The 19,722-nt window shown below is 48.2% G+C and carries 16 protein-coding genes; 11 read left to right on the top strand and 5 right to left on the bottom strand.

The window, feature by feature from the left end; genetic code table 11:
- Positions 1-57: 57 nt before the first annotated feature.
- From lpxM to pheS, 4 genes are all read right to left on the bottom strand, one after another.
- Positions 58-996: a lauroyl-Kdo(2)-lipid IV(A) myristoyltransferase gene (lpxM, locus tag L2713_RS16090; RefSeq protein ID WP_248968567.1), complete on the bottom strand. Its 939-nt coding sequence runs from the start codon at positions 994-996 to the stop codon at positions 58-60.
- Positions 997-1,092: 96 nt separating this feature from the next.
- Positions 1,093-1,389: an integration host factor subunit alpha gene (gene ihfA, locus L2713_RS16085; protein ID WP_011716870.1), complete on the bottom strand. Its 297-nt coding sequence runs from the start codon at positions 1,387-1,389 to the stop codon at positions 1,093-1,095.
- A 3-nt stretch (positions 1,390-1,392) separates the two neighbouring features.
- Positions 1,393-3,780 carry a phenylalanine--tRNA ligase subunit beta gene (pheT, locus tag L2713_RS16080; protein ID WP_248968566.1) on the bottom strand — a complete coding sequence of 796 codons (2,388 nt, stop codon included), beginning with the start codon at positions 3,778-3,780 and terminating at the stop codon, positions 1,393-1,395.
- Between the two features lie 14 nt (positions 3,781-3,794).
- On the bottom strand, positions 3,795-4,778 hold the full coding sequence (gene pheS / locus L2713_RS16075) for a phenylalanine--tRNA ligase subunit alpha (protein ID WP_041413005.1): 984 nt from the start codon (positions 4,776-4,778) through the stop codon (positions 3,795-3,797).
- Between the two features lie 470 nt (positions 4,779-5,248).
- Here pheS and L2713_RS16070 point away from each other — a divergent pair, with 470 nt between their 5' ends.
- Together L2713_RS16070 and L2713_RS16065 are read left to right on the top strand one after the other, a co-directional pair.
- A complete protein-coding gene (locus L2713_RS16070) occupies positions 5,249-6,766 on the top strand; it encodes a methyl-accepting chemotaxis protein (protein ID WP_248968565.1) in 1,518 nt (505 codons plus the stop codon).
- Positions 6,767-7,117: 351 nt separating this feature from the next.
- Entirely contained in the window at positions 7,118-9,067 is a 1,950-nt protein-coding gene (locus L2713_RS16065; protein ID WP_248968564.1) for a TonB-dependent receptor domain-containing protein, read from the top strand.
- Between the two features lie 74 nt (positions 9,068-9,141).
- Here L2713_RS16065 and yoaA read toward each other — a convergent pair whose 3' ends face one another.
- Entirely contained in the window at positions 9,142-11,064 is a 1,923-nt protein-coding gene (gene yoaA / locus L2713_RS16060) for a DNA repair helicase YoaA (protein ID WP_487250719.1), read from the bottom strand.
- A gap of 360 nt (positions 11,065-11,424) precedes the next feature.
- On the opposite strand from yoaA, the gene L2713_RS16055 reads away from it, so the two are divergent.
- From L2713_RS16055 to hisH, 9 genes are all read left to right on the top strand, one after another.
- Positions 11,425-11,766: a hypothetical protein gene (locus L2713_RS16055; RefSeq protein WP_248968563.1), complete on the top strand. Its 342-nt coding sequence runs from the start codon at positions 11,425-11,427 to the stop codon at positions 11,764-11,766.
- A gap of 87 nt (positions 11,767-11,853) precedes the next feature.
- A complete protein-coding gene (locus L2713_RS16050) occupies positions 11,854-12,306 on the top strand; it encodes an acyltransferase (protein ID WP_248968562.1) in 453 nt (150 codons plus the stop codon).
- Positions 12,307-12,360: 54 nt separating this feature from the next.
- On the top strand, positions 12,361-12,687 hold the full coding sequence (locus L2713_RS16045; protein ID WP_248968561.1) for a DUF7716 domain-containing protein: 327 nt from the start codon (positions 12,361-12,363) through the stop codon (positions 12,685-12,687).
- A 66-nt stretch (positions 12,688-12,753) separates the two neighbouring features.
- A complete protein-coding gene (locus L2713_RS16040; protein ID WP_248968560.1) occupies positions 12,754-13,581 on the top strand; it encodes a hypothetical protein in 828 nt (275 codons plus the stop codon).
- A gap of 661 nt (positions 13,582-14,242) precedes the next feature.
- Positions 14,243-15,142 carry an ATP phosphoribosyltransferase gene (gene hisG, locus L2713_RS16035; protein WP_086903682.1) on the top strand — a complete coding sequence of 300 codons (900 nt, stop codon included), beginning with the start codon at positions 14,243-14,245 and terminating at the stop codon, positions 15,140-15,142.
- A gap of 3 nt (positions 15,143-15,145) precedes the next feature.
- Positions 15,146-16,447, top strand: coding sequence for a histidinol dehydrogenase (gene hisD, locus L2713_RS16030; RefSeq protein WP_248968559.1), 1,302 nt, complete (start codon positions 15,146-15,148; stop codon positions 16,445-16,447).
- Between the two features lie 66 nt (positions 16,448-16,513).
- Positions 16,514-17,704 (top strand): histidinol-phosphate transaminase, encoded by a 1,191-nt coding sequence (gene hisC, locus L2713_RS16025; protein WP_248968558.1) that lies wholly within the window; start codon positions 16,514-16,516, stop codon positions 17,702-17,704.
- 82 nt (positions 17,705-17,786) lie between these two features.
- Positions 17,787-18,878, top strand: a complete 1,092-nt coding sequence (gene hisB / locus L2713_RS16020; protein WP_248968557.1) for a bifunctional histidinol-phosphatase/imidazoleglycerol-phosphate dehydratase HisB — start codon at positions 17,787-17,789, stop codon at positions 18,876-18,878.
- 147 nt (positions 18,879-19,025) lie between these two features.
- Positions 19,026-19,676 carry an imidazole glycerol phosphate synthase subunit HisH gene (gene hisH, locus L2713_RS16015; protein ID WP_248968556.1) on the top strand — a complete coding sequence of 217 codons (651 nt, stop codon included), beginning with the start codon at positions 19,026-19,028 and terminating at the stop codon, positions 19,674-19,676.
- Positions 19,677-19,722: the final 46 nt, after the last annotated feature.

The following is a 19,722-nucleotide window of genomic DNA, read 5'->3' as shown; positions in this document are numbered from 1 at the left end:
CCACTTAAAGCCCATTTTATTGGTCTGCGAGCCGCGACTTTCACTATGGACAAGTCGCTATTGATAAATCGAAGCTTGCCCTTCGGGACGGGTCTTAAGCAGTCTTAAGAACCACATATATTGCTCAGGGTAAGCGAGGATCACTTGCTCAACCGCTTTATTCAGCGCCAACGCTTCGTTTTCTTTACCGACCATGTCTTCGGAGGCAATGGCGGGCATCACAGTTAAATCAAACTGGCGTGAAGCTTGGTTATAGCCAATTTTTACTGGTAGCACTTGGGCATTTCCCGCCTGAGCTAAGCGGCCAACCACGGGTAATGTCGCTTTAACTGTGCCTAAAAACGGGGTAAACACGCTCTGATCTGGGCCTAAATCTTCATCGGGCAGGTAGAAAAAGCTATTGTTCTGCTTCAATTCGGCCAACAAGGCGCGGATCCCCGCCTCTCGCATATAAACATGGCCACCGCCACTGCTACGTACCCTATTATTAAACCAGTTAAATAGCGCGTTTTTATGGGCCTTTGCCATAGTCACCATGGGCAAGTCGAGGTTTAACCTCAGTCCCGCATAATCGATGGGCCACACATGGGGCATGATAAATATCACAGGCTGCCCTTCCGCTTGTGCCGCTTGAACATGCTCAAAGCCCATAAGATTCACACGGCGGCGTAAATGCGCCTTTGAGCGTACCAACAGCTCACCTTGAGATAACAGCACTAAGACGAAGTTCTGCACGTTCTCATCGATTAAGGCTTCAATCTCTGCGGCGGATTTTTCAGGGAAACACGCCTTTAAGTTCGCTCTGGCAATGCCTATCGGCTTTTTCGCAATAGGCGCCACCAGTTTGGCCAAGGTTCTGGCGATAGGATCACGCAGCCACGCGGGCATGATCCCAAAAATCACTAATAGGCCGATCGCCAACCACGTGACCCAATATTTAGGGTGCAATAAGGCCAGTTGAAAACGTCGGTCAAAATGTTTGGGCTGTCTTGACAAAGAAATCACCTCAGACAGTAAAAGACTGAATTCACATAGGAAGAAAATAGGAAAGCCACTCGCGATGGAGTGGCTTTCCTATCAAACTTTAAGAAATTACTTGCCCGCGTTAGCAGCTTCTACGCGAGTTTTCAGTTTCTGGCCGGGACGGAAGGTCACGACACGGCGAGCGGAAATCGGGATATCCTCGCCTGTTTTTGGGTTCCTTCCCGGTCTTTGATTCTTATCCCTAAGGTCAAAGTTGCCAAAGCCAGATAACTTGACCTGCTCACCACTTTCAAGTGCGCCTCGAATTTCTTCAAAGAACGACTCAACCATCTCTTTGGCGACACGCTTGTTAATGCCTAGTGTTTCAAAAAGATGTTCTGCCATTTCGGCTTTGGTAAGTGCCATACTTTAATCCCTCAACGATGCGTTGAACTCGGTCTTCAGGGCAGAAACAACTGAATCTACTGTCTCAGCGATCTCTTTTTCCTCAAGTGTACGAGTAGTGTCTTGTAATGTAAGTGCTATCGCCAAGCTCTTCTTGCCGGGCTCAACACCTTTACCTAAGTATACATCGAACAAGTTTATGCCAACCAACTGATTTTCGCCAACTTTTCTTATCAATTTCATTACATCGCCTGCAGATACACTTTCATCTACGACTACTGCGATGTCACGACGATTAGCCGGGAACTTAGATACAGCTTGGGCTAGCGGTAAACTGGTATGCAATAAAGCATCCAATTCCAACTCAAAAACGATGGTTTTACCATTGAGTCCAAAAGGCTTCTCCAAACTAGGATGGATAGCACCTATATGACCGATCACTCGATCATTTCTCAATATTTCAGCACATTGCCCTGGATGAAGAGCAGAATGCGTCGCTACTCTAAAGCTAAATTCTGATGCGGAAACTGTCAAGCCGATAATTGCTTCTAAATCGCCTTTAAGGTCGAAAAAATCAACAGTTTTCGATTCCATAGCCCAATGTTCGTCATTTTGGAGGCCAGTTATGACGCAACCGAGCATAGCTTGCTGTCTTACACCTGATTCTGCATTAATATCAGGAACAAAGCGAAGGCCAGTTTCAAAAAGTCTCACACGACCCTGTTGACGACTTTGGTTGTAGCCAACCGCAGTCAATAATCCTGTGAACATCGACAAACGCATGGCCGACATTTCACTAGAAATCGGGTTCGGTAACACCATGGCTTGCTCACCTGGGTGAACCAGATTTTGCAGCTTAGGATCGACGAAACTGTAAGTCACAGCTTCTTGGAAACCACGGGCCACTAACAGCGAACGTACGCGCTTGAGGCTTAAGTCGGTTTCTTTATGGTCTGACATCCGCAGTGACGCCACAGGCGCAACGTTTGGAATGTTGTTGTAACCGTAGATACGGGCGACTTCTTCGATTAAGTCTTCTTCAATCGCCATATCGAAGCGGTAAGTCGCGGTGGTAACCTGCCAGCTACCCTCAGCTGCAACGACGCCAAAACCTAAACGTTCGAGGATTTCAACCACGTCGCTATCGGGAACATGGTGACCCAGAATTTTATCTAACTTACTGCGACGCAATAGAATTTGCGCAGGCTTTGGTAAGTCAGCGTCAGATTTGGCTTCAACCACAGGACCCGCTTCACCGCCGCAAATATCCAGCACTAAGCGAGTCGCACGGTCCATAACCTTATGCTGCATCTCAGGGTCAACACCACGTTCGAAACGGTGTGATGAATCGGTATGCAGACCTAAACGGCGTGACTTACCCATAATCGCTAACGGTGCGAAGAAGGCACATTCCAGCAGAATGTCTTGCGTGGTGTCACTCACACCCGAATATTCGCCACCAAATACGCCAGCAAGCGCTAATGGGCGTGCATCGTCGGCAATCACTAGGGTATCGCTTGGAATGGTCACTTCGCTGCCATCGAGCAGAGTAATTTTCTCTTCGCCATTACCTAAACGCACTTGGATATCGCCAGTGAGCTTGGCAAGGTCGAAGGCATGCATAGGTTGACCGAATTCAACTAACACGAAGTTAGTGATATCGACGATAGGATCGATAGAACGGATACCGCTGCGACGCAGTTTTTCCTGCATCCATAATGGCGTAGCCGCTTTCACGTTCACATTCTTCACCACACGACCTAAGTAGCGTGGGCAAGCTGCGTTTTCCTTCACATTGATAGCCACTTTGGCATCAATCGTTGGCGTAACAGCTTGCCATTGTGGCTCAGTCACAGCAGCACGGTTTAACACGCCGACTTCACGTGCCAGACCCACCATGCCTAAACAGTCGGCACGGTTAGCGGTTAAATCCACTTCAATCACAGCATCATCAAGCTGGAGATACTCACGTAAATCCGTGCCTAATGGCGCATCTAATGGCAGTTCGATAATGCCATCGCTGTCGATGTCGATGCCTAGCTCGCTGTATGAACACAGCATGCCTTCTGAAGGCATACCACGCAGCTTAGCCTTTTTAATTTTAAAATCGCCTGGCAATACAGCGCCAACCATGGCAACGGCAACGCGTAGACCTTGGCGGCAGTTAGGTGCACCGCAAACGATATCGATAAGTTCACCACTGCCGACACTGACTTTAGTCACGCGCAGTTTGTCTGCATCTGGATGCTGGCCACATTCGACCACTTCACCAATCACAACGCCGTTGAACTCGGCAGCCACGGCATCAACGCCATCGACTTCGAGGCCAGCCATAGTGATCTGGTGGGATAATGCTTCACGGCTAACGGCAGGATTGACCCACTCACGAAGCCAAGATTCGCTAAATTTCATGCTATACAGCTCCGTTATTTAAATTGCTTCAGGAAACGCAGGTCGTTTTCGAAAAACGCACGTAAATCGTTTACGCCGTAACGCAGCATAGTTAAACGCTCAACGCCCATACCAAAAGCAAAACCAGAGTATTTTTCTGGATCGATGCCCACGCTACGTAGCACGTTCGGGTGCACCATACCGCAGCCTAACACTTCTAACCATTTGCCGTTTTTACCCATCACGTCTACTTCGGCTGAAGGTTCAGTGAATGGGAAATAAGAAGGACGGAAACGCACCTGCAAATCTTCCTCGAAGAAGTTACGCAGGAAGTCGTGTAACACGCCTTTTAATTCGGCGAAGTTAACGTTTTCATCCACCAGCAAACCTTCCACTTGGTGGAACATTGGCGTGTGAGTTTGGTCGTAGTCGTTACGATACACACGACCCGGTGAAATAATCCGCAATGGCGGCTTTTCAGTTTCCATAGTACGGATCTGCACGCCCGACGTTTGGGTACGCAGCATCAGCTTAGGATTAAAATAGAACGTATCGTGGTCGGCACGCGCTGGGTGGTGCTCAGAGATATTCAAGGCGTCGAAGTTATGGAAGTCATCTTCGATTTCTGGCCCTTGTTTTACCGTAAACCCTAATTCCCCAAAAAAGGTTTCGATACGTTCAATGGTGCGCGTCACTGGGTGTAAGCCGCCGATATCGATAGTGCGGCCTGGTAGCGTCACATCAATCTTCTCGGCGATTAACTTGGCTTCCAGTTCGGCACTTTTCAGGCCGTCGATGCGCTCAGTTAATTTCTGTTGAATGGCCTGCTTCGCATCATTGACCGCCTGACCAAAAGCGGGTTTTTCTTCAGGACTTAAGCTACCCATCATTTTCATCATGTCGGTGATCTTACCCTTCTTACCCAGGTAATCGACACGGATATCATCCAGTGCTTTTAGATCACTGGCCTGGTCAATAATGACTAAGGCTTGTTCTACGATCTCAGTTAACTGCTGCATTTTCTCTTCCACTGCATAGTCGCGCTTGATAAACAAGTGCTATGGGCGCCAAACTTTCAGGCTATTTGGGTGCTCAGGTTATCGGGCGTTAATGCCAGACGCTTTGCTAGCTATAACGAAATAAAAGGAGAGAAATTTTACGCGAGCGAGCGGCATATTACTAGGGTTTATTCGGGGTTTTTATCATGCAAATTCATGTGTTACCCCAACAAATCCTTCGAGTTTGACAGCTTGGAAAAACATTTGCTGATTTTTACAGCAAACGACTCATCGGACACTAACCACTAGCGACGCATGTAACTAAACTGTAAACTTATGTTTGTACCTTGCCAAAATTGCTGCAAAACAAACAAAAATGCCGCAATTGGACAACAATAATACAAGCAACTGCTTACTAAACAGAAAATCATAAAGTCTATGGCAAACCGACCGATATCCATTTGGTCACAGCCCAATTTATCGAGGCGCTAATGAAAGAAGTTAAATTTCGCTGGATAGATCAATATCTTATCCACATGACCTTAAAAACCAAGTTTGCAATTCTCGCCCTAGTTCCCATGTTTATGATTGTGGGATTAGCGGTCTTTTTAAATACTCAGTTTAGGGACACCCTGCTCGAAAGCCATTTGAACGGCATTCAGGACTCGTCACAGAAAATCAATCAACTCGCGGCGCAGGTCTATAACAAACTGCCCGAACAAGAACAGCAAAATCTCCCTAATCTGTTAAGCCAAGGGATGCAGAATGTTCGAATTATCACGATTTCAGAGGCCGACAGCCGCGCGCAAACTATTGCACGCAGCGGTGGCGGTATCGATACCAGCAGTTCACCTCAGAGGGCGATAAGCTCAGTGAACGAGCACAATATGCTAACCATTATTCCCGTGGACGAGCGTCAACTCGATGCCCTGCTATCTGCCGATAATCTCTTGGTTTATAGCGTGATGGCGGTGCTGTTATTCGTGCTCTTCCTCTTTAGCTATTACATTTCCACCTTTGTGGGCGGCGCACTCTATACCACAGTCATGGCGCTCAAACGTGCCGCTTCGGGGGATTTGACTGGCCGATTAAACTTCTTCGAAGTGAAAGATGAGTTCAGCATTCTTGCGATCAGCATCGACACTCTCGTTGAACGTCAACATACCCTAGTGAAGCAAATCGCTGAATCCACCAGCAAAATTCGGGAAGTGGTTTCATCTTTTAGAAGCACGGCGCAGCAAGGACAAGCCCTTGCGGTCAATCAACGTCAGCATCTCGATTCCTTAGCCACGGCAATGGAAGAAATGACCGCCGCGGTTAAAGAAGTGGCGCGTAACGCCGAGCAATCCTCCGCCGAAACCCAAGAAGCCAATCAGCAGGTGAATGCAGGCTCTAAGGATATTGAAACCACAGTAAGCGCGATTGATGTACTGTCGGATGAAATTTCTGAGGCCTCGGATGCGGTGAATGTCCTCAATGAAAACGCCAGTAAAATTGATGAAGTGGTGTCGACCATTAATGCCATTTCGCAGCAGACTAACCTACTCGCCCTCAATGCCGCGATTGAAGCGGCGCGTGCAGGCGAACAGGGCCGAGGTTTTGCGGTGGTTGCCGATGAGGTAAGAACCCTTGCTGGCCGCACGCAAGCTGCAACGGTAGAAATTAAATCTATGATTGAGTCGCTGCAACAAGGCACACGTAACCTCACCCAAGTGATGTCGCGCACCGTTAGCCAAGCGAGTGAAGGTAAGCAACATGTGCTGCAAACGGGTAAAGATCTCGAGTCGATTGCCCACCACAGCAGCCGTGTGTTCGAAATGAGTGTACTGATCGCAACATCAGCCGAAGAACAATCTGCCGTGGCTAACGAAATCGCGACCAATCTGATGGAAATTCGCAATCAATCCCACGATGTCGAGCAATCGGCGAACCAATCTGTGTCGGGTTGTGATGAACTGCAAGCAACTGCGGGACAACTTGACCAACTAATGGTTGGCCTAAAAGTCTAATCGCCCCACTCAAGAAGAAGGGATAGGTGTATCCCTTCTTTCTTCTGTATTTCTTTTGTAACGGCCACTTCCCTTTTCCCACGCTTGCGTATTTGATTTTTAAGTTTCTCTAACACCGTCTTATTGCGCTGGATACCAGACAAATTCATGGGTTGGAGCGCCAGTCGTTTGTATCGGTGATTGGCTAGTCATTCTGTTATCACGACCCACAAGATAACCGCACCTGATACCATATCCTATTGTTATTCATATAAATATTTACACTAGCTTTACACGATTCTTGGCGAGAGCAACTTGCTGGCGCATTTAAGAATAATTATCATTCGCCAAAATTTTACAAGGAAGAATGAAATGCCTGCACAACCTGATACCCGCCTGCCGCGATTTTCCCGTAACGCCCTCACCTGCGCCATCGCCCTAACTCTGAGCGCAGCCGCCACACTCGCTCAAGCACAAGATGCGCCCGAGATGGAACGCATGGTCATCACTGCCACTCAAACAAAACACTCCGAGCTCTCGGCGCCAGCATCGGTTTCGGTGATCAATCGCAGTGAGCTTGAGGCTTTAGTGATTGACGATCTCGCCAGCGCCGTTCGCTATTTACAGGGGGTGAATATCAGCGAAGGGACGCCCTATGGCCGTAACGAAATCAGCCTTCGTGGCCTAGATTCGGACTACACCTTAATCTTAATCAATGGCCGCCGTGTCAATTCCCGCGAGGCGCTGACCTCCAACTATGGCAATGACTTCGACCTATCGTCTATCCCCATGTCAGCCATCGAGCGCATCGAACTTGTCCGTGGCCCCATGTCGTCCCTCTATGGCTCCGAAGCTTTGGGCGGTGTAGTCAACGTCATCCTACGTCAACCAACCGAAAGCTGGCAAACCAGTGTTGGCGTGCAATACGACACGCCAACCAGTGGTGAAGGCGGCGATAGCACTAAATACAACTTCTACAGCAGCGGTGCGCTCATTAAAGATAAACTGCTGGCGAACTTGATTGTGGACAGCAATAAACGTGATGCATGGCGTTCTGACTTAAAACCAACCATAGATGCGCTTGAAGACAGGGATGAAATCAGCGCCCTAGCCAATCTACAATGGTTAATCGACACGCAGCAGGATCTGCAATTTGATATCAGTTACGCCAACGATGAGCGTGAATCCGATTGGAATAACTATGGCACTATCCTGACCAACAACCAGCAGGCAGAACGGATTAGTTCAGGCCTTACCCATAATGGCCGTTGGGATTGGGGCGATACGCGCCTACGCTATTATTATGAAAATGTCGAAGTGACCGATGATTCGGCGCTGATCGCACAAATCGGCCATATTACTCAAACAAACCATAATCTTGATGGGCAAACCACAGTGTTACTCGGCGAACATATGCTCACTGGCGGCGCCGAATACCGTTGGACCAAACTTGAGAACAGCCGCAATATTTTAGGCGATGGCACCCTAGACGATAGCCAAGCGGCGCTATATCTGCAGGACGAATTCAGTTTAGGGGAGCTTAGCCTCACCCTCGGCGGACGAGTCGATCACCACGATGTGTATGGCACCGAATTTAGCCCTCGTCTGTATCTGGTTTATCCGCTCAGCTCCGAATGGGTGATCAAAGGTGGTGGGGGTAAAGCCTTTAAAGCTCCGAATATGTCGCAGTCTCAAGCCGATTATATTATCCCAGCCTGTCGCGGCGCCTGCTCTGTGGCCGGTAATGGCGACTTACAACCCGAAACCTCGGTCAACTACGAGCTATCGACCCAATATCAAGCGGACGATTTTGGCGGTTCAGTCACCTATTTCCGCAATGATGTGGAAAACAAAATCATCACCGAAACCTGGGACAGAACCCCAGGCGCGGTACTCACTTATCAAAACGTTAATGAAGCTAAGATTACCGGTTGGGAATTGCAGGCATGGTACGACTTAACCGACAGCTTAAGCCTGAGTGGCAACTACAGTAAAACCGATGCCAAGGATAAGCAAAATGGCGCGCCTTTTACCCTAACACCCGAAGATAGCTACAACCTCAAACTGCAATGGCAAGCGCTGGAGGGATTATCCACCTTTATCGCCTACCACTACACGGGTGAACAATATCTGCGAACTAAGGTCAAGTCTGATGGTTATGGCTCATTAGATATCGGCGTTAATTATCAAATAAACCCAATGTTTAGGGTCAAACTAGGAGTAACTAACTTGACGGACGCCGAACGCGATCAAATTGCCACCGATTTGGATTACATTCAAAAGAGCCGCAGCGTCTATGCTGGGGTAACGGCAAGCTTTTAATCCTTAACGGCCTGCAACTGCAGGCCTTTTTCATCCGTTGTTCGGCCAGCGTGACGAATTAGATCACTAGGCGATTAAGGGATTTTCCTTAAAAATTGCAGGGCTTGGTCTAAATCTCGCGTACGCGCCATCGGCGGCAGGGAGTTTAAAAATGCCTGTCCGTAGGCGCGATTCACAATCCGATTATCACAAAGAATGAGTACGCCGCAGTCCTTTTCGTCACGGATCAAACGTCCAACCCCTTGTTTGAGCGCAATAATCGCCTGAGGTAATGACACTTGAGTAAAAGGATCGCCGCCCTGACGGCTAATATTGTCGGCGCGGGCACGGTAAAGCGGCTCATCGGGTGACACAAAGGGCAGCTTATCGATTATCACGCAGCTTAATAACTTGCCGCGCACGTCCACCCCTTCCCAAAAACTGCTCGTCCCCAGTAATACCGCATTCCCCAGTTGGCGAAACTTGGTCAGCAGACTCTGCTTGCCCGCCTGCCCTTGCACCAAGAGTGGATATTGAGTTCGTGTGCGCAATGCCATTGCGGTTTGCTCGAGCATTTTATGGCTGGTAAACAGAATAAAGGTTCGCCCCTGCGCCGCCTCAATCGCTTTGACACACACATCGACTAACTGCTTAAGCGCTTGCTGCTGATTCGCCACATTTCCCAGTTGCCTAGGCACACAAAATAACGCCTGACGCGGATAATCGAAGGGACTGTCTAAAATATGCGCCTTGGCATCGCTTATCCCAAGCTCCTGTGCAAAATGCCCTAGGCTGCGGTTCACTTGCAAGGTCGCCGAGGTAAAAATCCAGCTAGTATTGGCCACAAATAACTGCTGGCACTCGCGGGCAATATTGATGGGTGACATTCGTAGCATGACAAATCGGCTACCAAACTCAACGCTGTACGCCGCCTGCGGGTTATCACAATTAAAAAATTGATTCAGTTTATGATTAAGCTCAGTCAGCTTTACCGCAATATCATCCAATAATTCACTGCGCCCAACGTGCACAAGTAACAGCTTTTGCAGTGCGGTTAATTCAGCCAATAAATCCCAAGAGGCTAAGGCGATGGATTTATTGCCAAGTTGCATCCGCCAGTCCGACTCACCGCTCGAAAATAACGCATTATGCCAATCACTTAACTTGGTTAAACAGCGCTGACAAAATTGAGCAATCTGTCCCGTGTCGCTGAGCTCAGTTTGATAAATCTGCAATAACTTTTGCAGATAATCATCGATGGTGCGACTCGACGATTGCTGCCCAAAGTAACTGACGCAGATGTCTGGCAACAAATGCGCCTCATCGAAGATCACAACATCGGGATCGGGCAACAGCTCGGCAAACCCCGTATCCTTTAACACGCTGTCGGCAAAGAATAAGTGATGATTCACCACAATGATTTTTGCCTCCATGGCGCGGCTGCGGGCCTTGCGGGTAAAGCAGGCATCATAAAATTCACAGCGCTGGCCAAGACAGGTCTCTTTGGTACTGACCACTAAGGGAAGCGCGGGTGAGTTTTCGGCAACAGAGGTTAAGCCACCGATATCGCCATCTTTACTCATACCCGCCCATTGATTGATTTTGAGTAAATCATCCAATAAGCGCGCCTCAATATGGCTGGCCTCCTGCATCTGCCTATCGAGTCGATGCTGGCATAAATAGTTATTACGGCCTTTTAATAACGCAAGCTTGGGCGCAATCCCAAGCATAGATGTCAACGCGGGTAAATCCTTTAAAAACAATTGCTCCTGCAGGTTTTTACTGCCCGTACTCACGATCACTTGCTTGCCACTTAAGATGGCCGGAATTAAATACGCGAAGGTTTTACCGACCCCAGTTCCCGCTTCAATCAGTGCATTGCCCTTACTGGCAATCGCTTCACTGATGATTTGTGCCATTTCAACCTGACTCTGACGCGCACTAAACCCTTGAATATGTTTAGCGAGCACCCCATCGCTGGCAAAAGCGCGCAGCACTTCACTCGCCAATCGGCTCATTGGACGTTGAGCGTCGCTCGACTGCAGATTGGATTGCTGAAGTTTGGCTTGCCGCATCGCTGGGCGTCGGGAATGATTCAAGGGCGTGCGAGGTCCTTTAATAGGGTTAACATAATACGGTTCAGAGATGGCGGACTGTGGCTTAAGTCGTAAACAATTATTAAGGAGCCTGACTCCGTAAAGCCGCAGTGTAATTAAGCCCGACTAATAATACCAATAGTTTCAGTCCTGCGCCGAATTCAACATGCACATAGTTCTATGCGAGAATATTGCGAAGTTTGGCGGCCAGTCGAAACCCCGCTTTAAAAGATTGGTGCTCCTTGCCACGGATGAAGGTTTATAACGCGACTGGATGATTCAATGAAATACCTTTCTGGTTTTTTACTATTGTTGGCTTTTAACCCCGCCTCATGGGCTGGTTGTGATGAGGTGACTTCACAATGCCTCGTTATTAATGGGCAGGAAGAACGATCTGAATCCTGTGATATCGCGATTTGCGCCAATATGAGCGAATACCTAGTTGATGTCTCGCTCGAAAATGGAGGTACCATTTTTATGAAACAGGATAATCAATCGCAGCTGATTCGTGTTAATGGCAACCCAGGTATCTTCATTAGGCCGTCCCCCGAAAAAAGTGACCAAACCTGTTATGCTATGGCAGATAAAAGCATAACTTACTGCTTGCCTGATGCAGTGCTGTAATCAATATTGATAACGGTATATTTTAGATAGCAAAACAGACTGCAGATCACTCACTATGAAGGTAAGCGTGGAGCATAGAGGTTAACCATGCAAACGACATTAACTTTGTCACAATATGTGAAAAAGCGAAATGGTGTGCCACTGGGTGCCAATCACTCGATGAGGAATATGCTATCCCGCGCCCTTGGCGCTAAGTCATTCCCCATTTTTTGGCATTATTGGAATCCGATTTGGGGTTATTATTTATCACGTAATGTCATGCGTCCTAGCAGTCAGTTTCTGCCCATGTGGCTCGCCGTACTTGTCACCTTTTTGGTCAGCGGTGCGCTACATGATCTCGCCATCGCTCTGATTAAATGGCAAGCCATGTTCTTTTTTACCCCCTGGTTTGGCATCATGGGAATTATCGTGATTGCCTCAAATAAATATGGCCTTTCCTACGGCGCATTACCTTGGGTTATGCGGGCCTTGATTAATTTACTGTTTATTTTCTCATCATTTTCGTTAACCGAATTCATGCTGGATCTATTGAATCCTTAACCCTAATTAACTCGCCCTAATGATGTAAATGATGCTCGCTCAAAAGGATATTTCATGCGATTAACATTAACCTTGGAAACCCTATTATCTCAACTTGGTTCTTTTTCGTGGCACTTGGATATGTACAAAGCCCTAGATCAACCATTAAGTCCTACAATGTCGGTGTTAATCATTGACGATGAGCTTGAAGAGGAGCGCTACCAACAGGATGAGCCTCTCTACCCGCAAAACCAAGGCTATCAATACGTTTTGAGCATTGCCGATTTACAAATCATCAAGGCTAACTTAGTGCAACAGCTGCCAAATGCTACCTTGCATGACTTAATTCATGCTGTCAGTTATTACTATCAAAACGATGCTTATATAAATGTAGAGTGTTAACCGCTTTAATTAAGATTTTTTAAGATATATCAAACCCAATTATTAAAAGATAAAAAAGAATCAGATATGGATAAAAAAGCAAAAAGGATTTTATTCTCCACCTATTGGAAGAATGGTTGGATTGACGCAAAAAATAGAAGTCTCTCCGAGTCCGACTTTAACTACGCCAAATCGAAAGGATTAATGTTTGATCCTTTAACTATCTCCCACGATGAATGCATCATTGCCATCACAGCGCTAGTAAAAGGCATTTCGCAAAAACAAGTAACAAAAGGATTTTTAAGCAGTCTAACCTCTAGGCGACTGGATTGGCGCTCATCCCTTGCATCCTATGCGATCGCCCAAAAAATTCCATCACACCAATATGCGCCCGTCATTTCAGGCACTTCCTACACGGATGGCAAACCAACGGCACACTCCTATACCTGTGGCATTTGCCGAGACAGTCAATATGGCATCCGAGGAAGTCAATCCTATATCGAAATGGATATTAACGTATTCAATTTCGAGCGCATTAAATGGGGCGGCGTGCGCCATGGGGATATTTTGTATACCTATTTTGATTTAAGCCAATTTATCAATGCAGATATTCCAGAGCCGACAACAGATGATATTGCCTGTTTTAGGGAGATATTAACGATTATCGAAACATCTGAGCCGAGCGATTATCCCAGCGCATTGGAGAAAAGATTAGCGAGTGTAATAAAATCGAGTAAAGCTGAGCGACAAATATTAATCGAAATATTAGCCAGTCTGGGAATATTAAAACCCTATACTGTCGATAGACAACGCCAAGGCAAAAATGACTGGGTATTTGCCGAATATTGGCGTGGTGAAGATAAATATTGCCAACAGACAGTTGAACAACTGTTTGGAGAATATTTAGCACAATAAAACGGATGTCACAGCACTAATTCGGCATTAGCGCTGTGACTGACACTCATCCGCACTCGCCAGTCCAGAGGATGCTGCTAGATAAAATCTGCCATCCTTGCCGCTATTCTAGCTGCCGAACGGTTCTAAACGTAGAGTCAGCTTTCTGCCCACCCCTAGCAAACCTCAAGTAGTCCCCTCTTGCGATCGGTTGATTTACCTCCAGCGACCACCAAGATGAAACATTTTCATAAAGCGCATAAATATTCTTATTTAGTTAAAATTAGCTGTTGCAAACGGCACAGAAAGCGGTTAGCTTAAAAAAACGTTCGATGGATAAGTATCCATCAACACCGAATTCAACAGAATAGAGTATAGAGAGTCATATGAGCCCATTACTGAACGCTATCCACCATCATCACCACCATATGCGGTAGCCTTCGGACGCTCACTGCCGGAGGACTGTATCCTTCTGGCGGACTGATTCAAAGATGATCACTAACCCCTGGAAGGAATTCCGGGGGTTTTTGCTTTTAGGCTTTTTAACTTACAACTTAACCCGTTTTTAGTATGTAATTTCAATATGTTAGCTAGATAAATACCGGCCAAACATAGAAACCAGTTAAACCATGCGACAAAAGAATATCATTTTGAATTTGTTAACTTTGAGCGAGACAAGACTATGACTGAATCAAACCGTTTACGCATCGCCATCCAAAAATCTGGCCGTTTATCCACCGACTCACAGCAATTACTCAAGAGCTGCGGTGTTAAGTTTTCCATTAACGAACAACGTCTTATCGCGCACGCAGACAACATGCCTATCGATTTACTCAGAGTGCGTGACGATGATATTCCAGGGCTGGTGATGGATGGTGTGGTCGATTTAGGCATTATTGGTGAGAACGTGCTCGAAGAAGAGCAGATTGAGCGTCAAACCTTAAATAAACCTGCGGAGTTTGTGAAATTACGCCAACTTGATTTCGGTGCCTGTCGCCTGTCGTTAGCTGTGCCAACCGAATTTAGCTATGCCGATGCCTCATCCTTGGAAGGCTTGCGAATTGCCACCTCCTACCCCAATCTGCTTCGCCGTTTTATGCAACAAAAAGGCATAAGTTATCGCGACTGTATGTTGAAAGGCTCGGTTGAAGTCGCGCCGCGTGCCGGGCTTGCCGATGGCATTTGTGACTTAGTCTCCACCGGCGCCACCCTTGAGGCCAACGGTTTATACGAAACCGAAGTCATCTATCGCTCCATGGCCTGTGTTATCCAATCGACCCAAACTCAAACGCCGAGCAAACAAGCCTTAATCGACAGAATTTTATCCCGCGTAAACGGCGTGATCCGCGCCCGTGAAAGTAAATATATTTTGCTGCACGCGCCCACTGAAACCTTAGATCAAATTGTCGCCCTGCTGCCCGGTGCCGAAAACCCCACTGTATTGCCATTAAACGACGATACTAATCGAGTGGCCATCCACGCCGTCAGTACTGAAGATTTATTCTGGGACACCATGGAGCAACTCACCGCGCTCGGCGCCAGCTCTATCCTCGTAATGCCAATTGAAAAAATGATGGGGTGATCTATGGATATTTTGACTTGGGCAGCATTATCCACCGATGAACAAAAAGCCGCGCTCCAACGCTCACCTTTAATTGGTGACAGCGGCTTAGAACAAAGTGTTCGGGCGATTGTCGATGCCGTGGCTAACCGTGGCGATGCGGCGCTGAAAGAGTTTAATCAAAAGTTTGATGGCTTCAATAGTGCCAATATCGACAGTCTGCGTTTAAGTGAAAGTGAGATTAGCGCCGCCAGCGCACGAGTCTCGGCAGAACTTAAAGCCGCCATTGCCCAAGCGATGGCCAATATTGATGTGTTTCACAGCGCGCAGCAATTTCGCCCCATAGAGATTGAAACCCAAGCGGGTGTTCGCTGCGAGCTTCGTAGCGAACCGATTGAAAAAGTCGGTTTATATATTCCCGGCGGCAGCGCGCCCCTCATTTCGACCGTGATGATGTTGGCCCTGCCAGCAAAAATCGCCGGCTGCGAAAAACGCGTATTGGTGAGTCCGCCGCCGATTAACGATGCGATTGTGTATGCGGCAAACGCCTGTGGGATCACTGAAATTTATCAAGTGGGCGGCGCACAGGCCATTGCCGCACTCGCTTTTGGTACTGAAACGATTCCTAGCGTCGATAAGATTTTCGGCCCAGGCAACCGTTATGTCACCGAAGCCAAACGCTTAGTCTCCCAAGATGGTCGCTGCACTGTGTCTATCGATATGCCCGCAGGCCCTTCCGAGGTGTTGGTGATTGCCGATAGCGATGCCAATGCGCAGTTTATTGCCGCGGATTTACTCTCGCAAGCGGAGCATGGCCCTGATTCGCAGGTCATTTTAGTCACGGATTCTGAGCCATTAGCACAAGCTGTCAATCAAGCGCTCGAGTCACAACTGGCCGCCCTGCCGCGCCAAGAGATTGCCGCGACCGCCCTAAAAGGCAGCCGCACCATTTTGGTAAAAGATACGCAAGAAGCGGCGCTCGTGTCGAATCGCTATGGACCCGAACACTTAATTATTCAAACCCGCTTCCCACGGGACGTACTAAATCATATTCGCGCCGCAGGCTCAGTGTTTTTAGGGGCCTATACACCTGAATCGGTTGGGGATTATGCCAGTGGGACTAACCATGTATTGCCAACTTACGGTTATAGCCGCGCGGTATCTAGCCTCTCCTTGGCAGACTTTAGCCGCCGCTTTACGGTGCAAGAGCTCAGCGCTAAGGGCCTGCTCGGACTCGGGCAAGCGGTGATGACCCTTGCCAACAATGAGTTACTCGATGCCCATAAAAATGCGGTCGCGATACGCTTAGCCAGTCTTAAGGACTGATGGAAATAAGTAACGCAATCAACAGTACGCTTAATTAAAGCCATAGCAAGACTTAGGACGAATAGGATGAGCCAAGTGCCAACTAGCCAAGCACCAACGAGCCCAGCAACAACGAGCAATGTGCCTGTGACAAATATTCCAAGCGCCAATTGCGCCAGCAATACTCTCGAAAGCACAAGCATCGAGCCAACAACCCTTGCCGCACGTCTTGCTCGGCCCGAACTGCTCGAGTTAACGCCTTACCAAAGTGCTCGCAGGCTGGGTGGTCGTGGGGATATTTGGATCAACGCTAACGAATCGCCCTTCAATAATGTGGCCGTTGCCGAACTCGATTTATCTAAGTTAAATCGTTACCCCGAGTGCCAACCACCCGCGTTAATCAATGCCTATAGCCAATATAGCGGTGTTGCGAAGAGCAGAATTGTCGCCAGTCGCGGCGCCGATGAGGCCATCGAACTGCTGATCCGTGCCTTTTGTGTTCCAGGCATCGACTCCATTGCCACCTTTGGGCCCACTTACGGCATGTACGCCATTAGCGCGCAAACCTTTAATGTGGGCGTTAAGGCATTAAGCTTAACGGCTCAGTACTGTCTCCCAAGTGACTTTGCGACCGCCGCACGCGGCGCTAAGTTAGTGTTTATCTGTAATCCCAATAACCCAACTGGCACTGTGATTGAGAAGGCGCGCATAGAGCAAGCCATCCAAGCCCTACCCGACGCCATCGTTGTCGTCGATGAGGCTTATATCGAGTTTTGCCCCGAATATAGCGTCGCCGATTTACTCGAGTCTTACCCAAACCTTGTGGTGCTACGCACTCTTTCAAAGGCCTTTGCCTTAGCGGGCGCCCGCTGCGGCTTTTTGCTCGCCAATGAAGAGATTATCGAAATCATCATGCGGGTGATTGCGCCCTATCCCGTGCCATTGCCCGTGAGTGAAGTGGCCGTGCAAGCGCTATCCGCTGCTGGGATTGCACGGATGAAAACCCAAGTCAAAGAACTCAATGCTCAGGGCGAGCGACTCGCGGCGGCGCTGAATTTGTACTGCGAGCAATGGGGCGGCGCCGTGCTAACACCCAATGGCAACTATGTGCTCGCCGAATTCGACGATGTGGCAAAAGTGGCAAAGCTACTTATCGACAATGGCATTGTCGCGCGGGCTTATAAGGACCCAAGGCTGGCTAAAGCCATTCGTTTTAGTTTTAGCTCTCAGGCTGACACCGACCGCTTAGTGTCGCTATTTGAATCGCAAAAGTTGTGAGCATTTGATGCAAGTATTAACGCAGCATTGGCCTAATAGACTGATTTTATAAAGATAACAAACTGAATTGAAAGGTAGCAGCATGAACCCAGTATTTACCCCAAATGTCGCCCAGAAAATACTTTTTATCGACCGCGATGGCACCTTAATTGAAGAGCCCATCACCGACAAACAGGTCGATAGCCTCGCCAAACTGGTATTCGAGCCCCAAGTGATCCCCGCCTTACTGCGCCTGCAAAAAGCTGGGTTTAGGTTGGTGATGGTCAGCAATCAGGACGGACTCGGTACCCCTTCCTTTCCGCAGGAAGATTTTGATGCGCCGCACAATATGATGATGCAAATCCTGTCTAGCCAAGGGGTTAAGTTTGAAGATGTACTCATCTGCCCGCACTTTAACGATGAAAATTGCAGCTGCCGCAAACCAAAACTAGGGCTAGTGAAAGACTTTTTGACCCAAGGCACCATCGATTTCACTCAATCTGCCGTGATTGGTGACAGACACACAGATGTGGAACTGGGCAATGCCATGGGGATTAAAAGCTTTCAATATCAGCGTGGCAGCCTAGGCTGGGACGCGATTGCCGATGCCTTACTCAACAAGGGCCGCACCGCGACTGTGGTACGCACAACCAAGGAAACCGATATTCGCGTGACTGTCGATCTCGACAATGCCAGCAAAGGCGCCATCAACACTGGCATCGGTTTCTTCGACCATATGCTGGATCAAATCGCCACCCACGGAAACTTCAAAATGGAGGTGAATGTCGATGGTGATCTGGAGATAGACGATCACCACAGCGTAGAAGACACCGCATTGGCGATTGGGGATGCACTACGCCAAGCGCTGGGCGATAAACGCGGTATTGCCCGTTTTGGTTTTAGTTTGCCGATGGATGAGGCCAAGGGCGAATGCTTACTCGATCTCTCCGGCAGGCCTTTTATTAAATTCGCCGCCCAATTTGAACGGGAAAAAGTCGGTGAAATGGCCACCGAAATGATACCGCACTTTTTCCGCTCCTTTGCCGATGGCTTGCGTTGTACCTTGCATGTAGCCGCCGAGGGAGACAACGATCACCACAAGGTCGAAGCGTTATTTAAAGTGCTGGGCCGCGCGCTGCGTCAGGCCGTCAAAGTTGAAGGTGATGTCTTACCATCGAGTAAAGGCGTGCTCTAACGCCGTGTTAAATCTGAGTTAGGTACTTAATGACCTGATGCAGGTTGATTAGCGAATAATACAAAGCCTGATGATTTTAACGAGGGTCAGTTTCGGAAATGTGGCGACAAACCACTTCCCCCACTGACCCATCAATAGGAAAACCCAATGTCAGCAAACATAGATGAATTTGATGTTGTCATCATAGACACAGGTTGCGCCAACTTAAGCTCGGTCCGTTTCGCCTTTGAGCGCCTCGGCGCTAAGGTGTTAGTCACCGATGACAAGGCCAGCATTAAAGCCGCTAAACGTGTGGTACTGCCAGGTGTCGGCAGCGCTGGCGCTGCGATGGCTTCCTTATCTGAAAAAGCCTTAGTCGAATTAATTCAAGGGTTAACTCAACCCGTGCTGGGGGTCTGCTTAGGGATGCAAATGCTCACCCTGCTCTCTAAAGAACGCGGCGGCCAAGCGCTGGATTGCCAATGCTTAGGCATTATTCCAACGGAGATCGACGAGCTAGACCGTCAAACACTTAAGGCCGAAGGTTTACCTCTGCCGCACATGGGCTGGAACCAACTGACCTTTAGCAATCCGTCTCAGGTTCACCCGCTGTTTGTCGGTGTTCCAGCCGGCAGTTATGTGTATTTTGTGCACAGCTACCGCGCGCCATTAAGCGACTACACCTTGGCACAATGCCGTTATGGTGAAGACTTTAGCGCAGCCATCGGTAAAGACAACTTTATGGGCGTGCAATTTCACCCCGAGAAGAGCGCAGCCGTGGGCGCACAAATCCTAGGTAACTTTTTAAAAATGCAGTAAATGCAATCGCTTATTAGCTTTTGACTGAGCTAAGTTTGGGGAGGCT

This window comes from Shewanella seohaensis (assembly GCF_023283775.1).
GTDB lineage: Bacteria > Pseudomonadota > Gammaproteobacteria > Enterobacterales > Shewanellaceae > Shewanella > Shewanella seohaensis.
Note: the sequence above shows the minus strand (reverse complement) of the source record. Positions and strands in the feature narration are given on the sequence as shown.

Coding starts and splice junctions, on each gene's coding strand:
- L2713_RS16070 (WP_248968565.1), top strand. CDS start 5,249: ATGAAAGAAGTTAAATTTCGCTGGATAGATCAATATCTTATCCACATG.
- L2713_RS16050 (WP_248968562.1), top strand. CDS start 11,854: ATGCAAACGACATTAACTTTGTCACAATATGTGAAAAAGCGAAATGGT.
- L2713_RS16055 (WP_248968563.1), top strand. CDS start 11,425: ATGAAATACCTTTCTGGTTTTTTACTATTGTTGGCTTTTAACCCCGCC.
- yoaA (WP_487250719.1), bottom strand. CDS start 11,064: ATGAGCCGATTGGCGAGTGAAGTGCTGCGCGCTTTTGCCAGCGATGGG.
- hisD (WP_248968559.1), top strand. CDS start 15,146: ATGGATATTTTGACTTGGGCAGCATTATCCACCGATGAACAAAAAGCC.
- L2713_RS16065 (WP_248968564.1), top strand. CDS start 7,118: ATGCCTGCACAACCTGATACCCGCCTGCCGCGATTTTCCCGTAACGCC.
- hisH (WP_248968556.1), top strand. CDS start 19,026: ATGTCAGCAAACATAGATGAATTTGATGTTGTCATCATAGACACAGGT.
- L2713_RS16040 (WP_248968560.1), top strand. CDS start 12,754: ATGGATAAAAAAGCAAAAAGGATTTTATTCTCCACCTATTGGAAGAAT.
- ihfA (WP_011716870.1), bottom strand. CDS start 1,389: ATGGCACTTACCAAAGCCGAAATGGCAGAACATCTTTTTGAAACACTA.
- hisG (WP_086903682.1), top strand. CDS start 14,243: ATGACTGAATCAAACCGTTTACGCATCGCCATCCAAAAATCTGGCCGT.
- pheT (WP_248968566.1), bottom strand. CDS start 3,780: ATGAAATTTAGCGAATCTTGGCTTCGTGAGTGGGTCAATCCTGCCGTT.
- hisB (WP_248968557.1), top strand. CDS start 17,787: ATGAACCCAGTATTTACCCCAAATGTCGCCCAGAAAATACTTTTTATC.
- L2713_RS16045 (WP_248968561.1), top strand. CDS start 12,361: ATGCGATTAACATTAACCTTGGAAACCCTATTATCTCAACTTGGTTCT.
- pheS (WP_041413005.1), bottom strand. CDS start 4,778: ATGCAGCAGTTAACTGAGATCGTAGAACAAGCCTTAGTCATTATTGAC.
- hisC (WP_248968558.1), top strand. CDS start 16,514: ATGAGCCAAGTGCCAACTAGCCAAGCACCAACGAGCCCAGCAACAACG.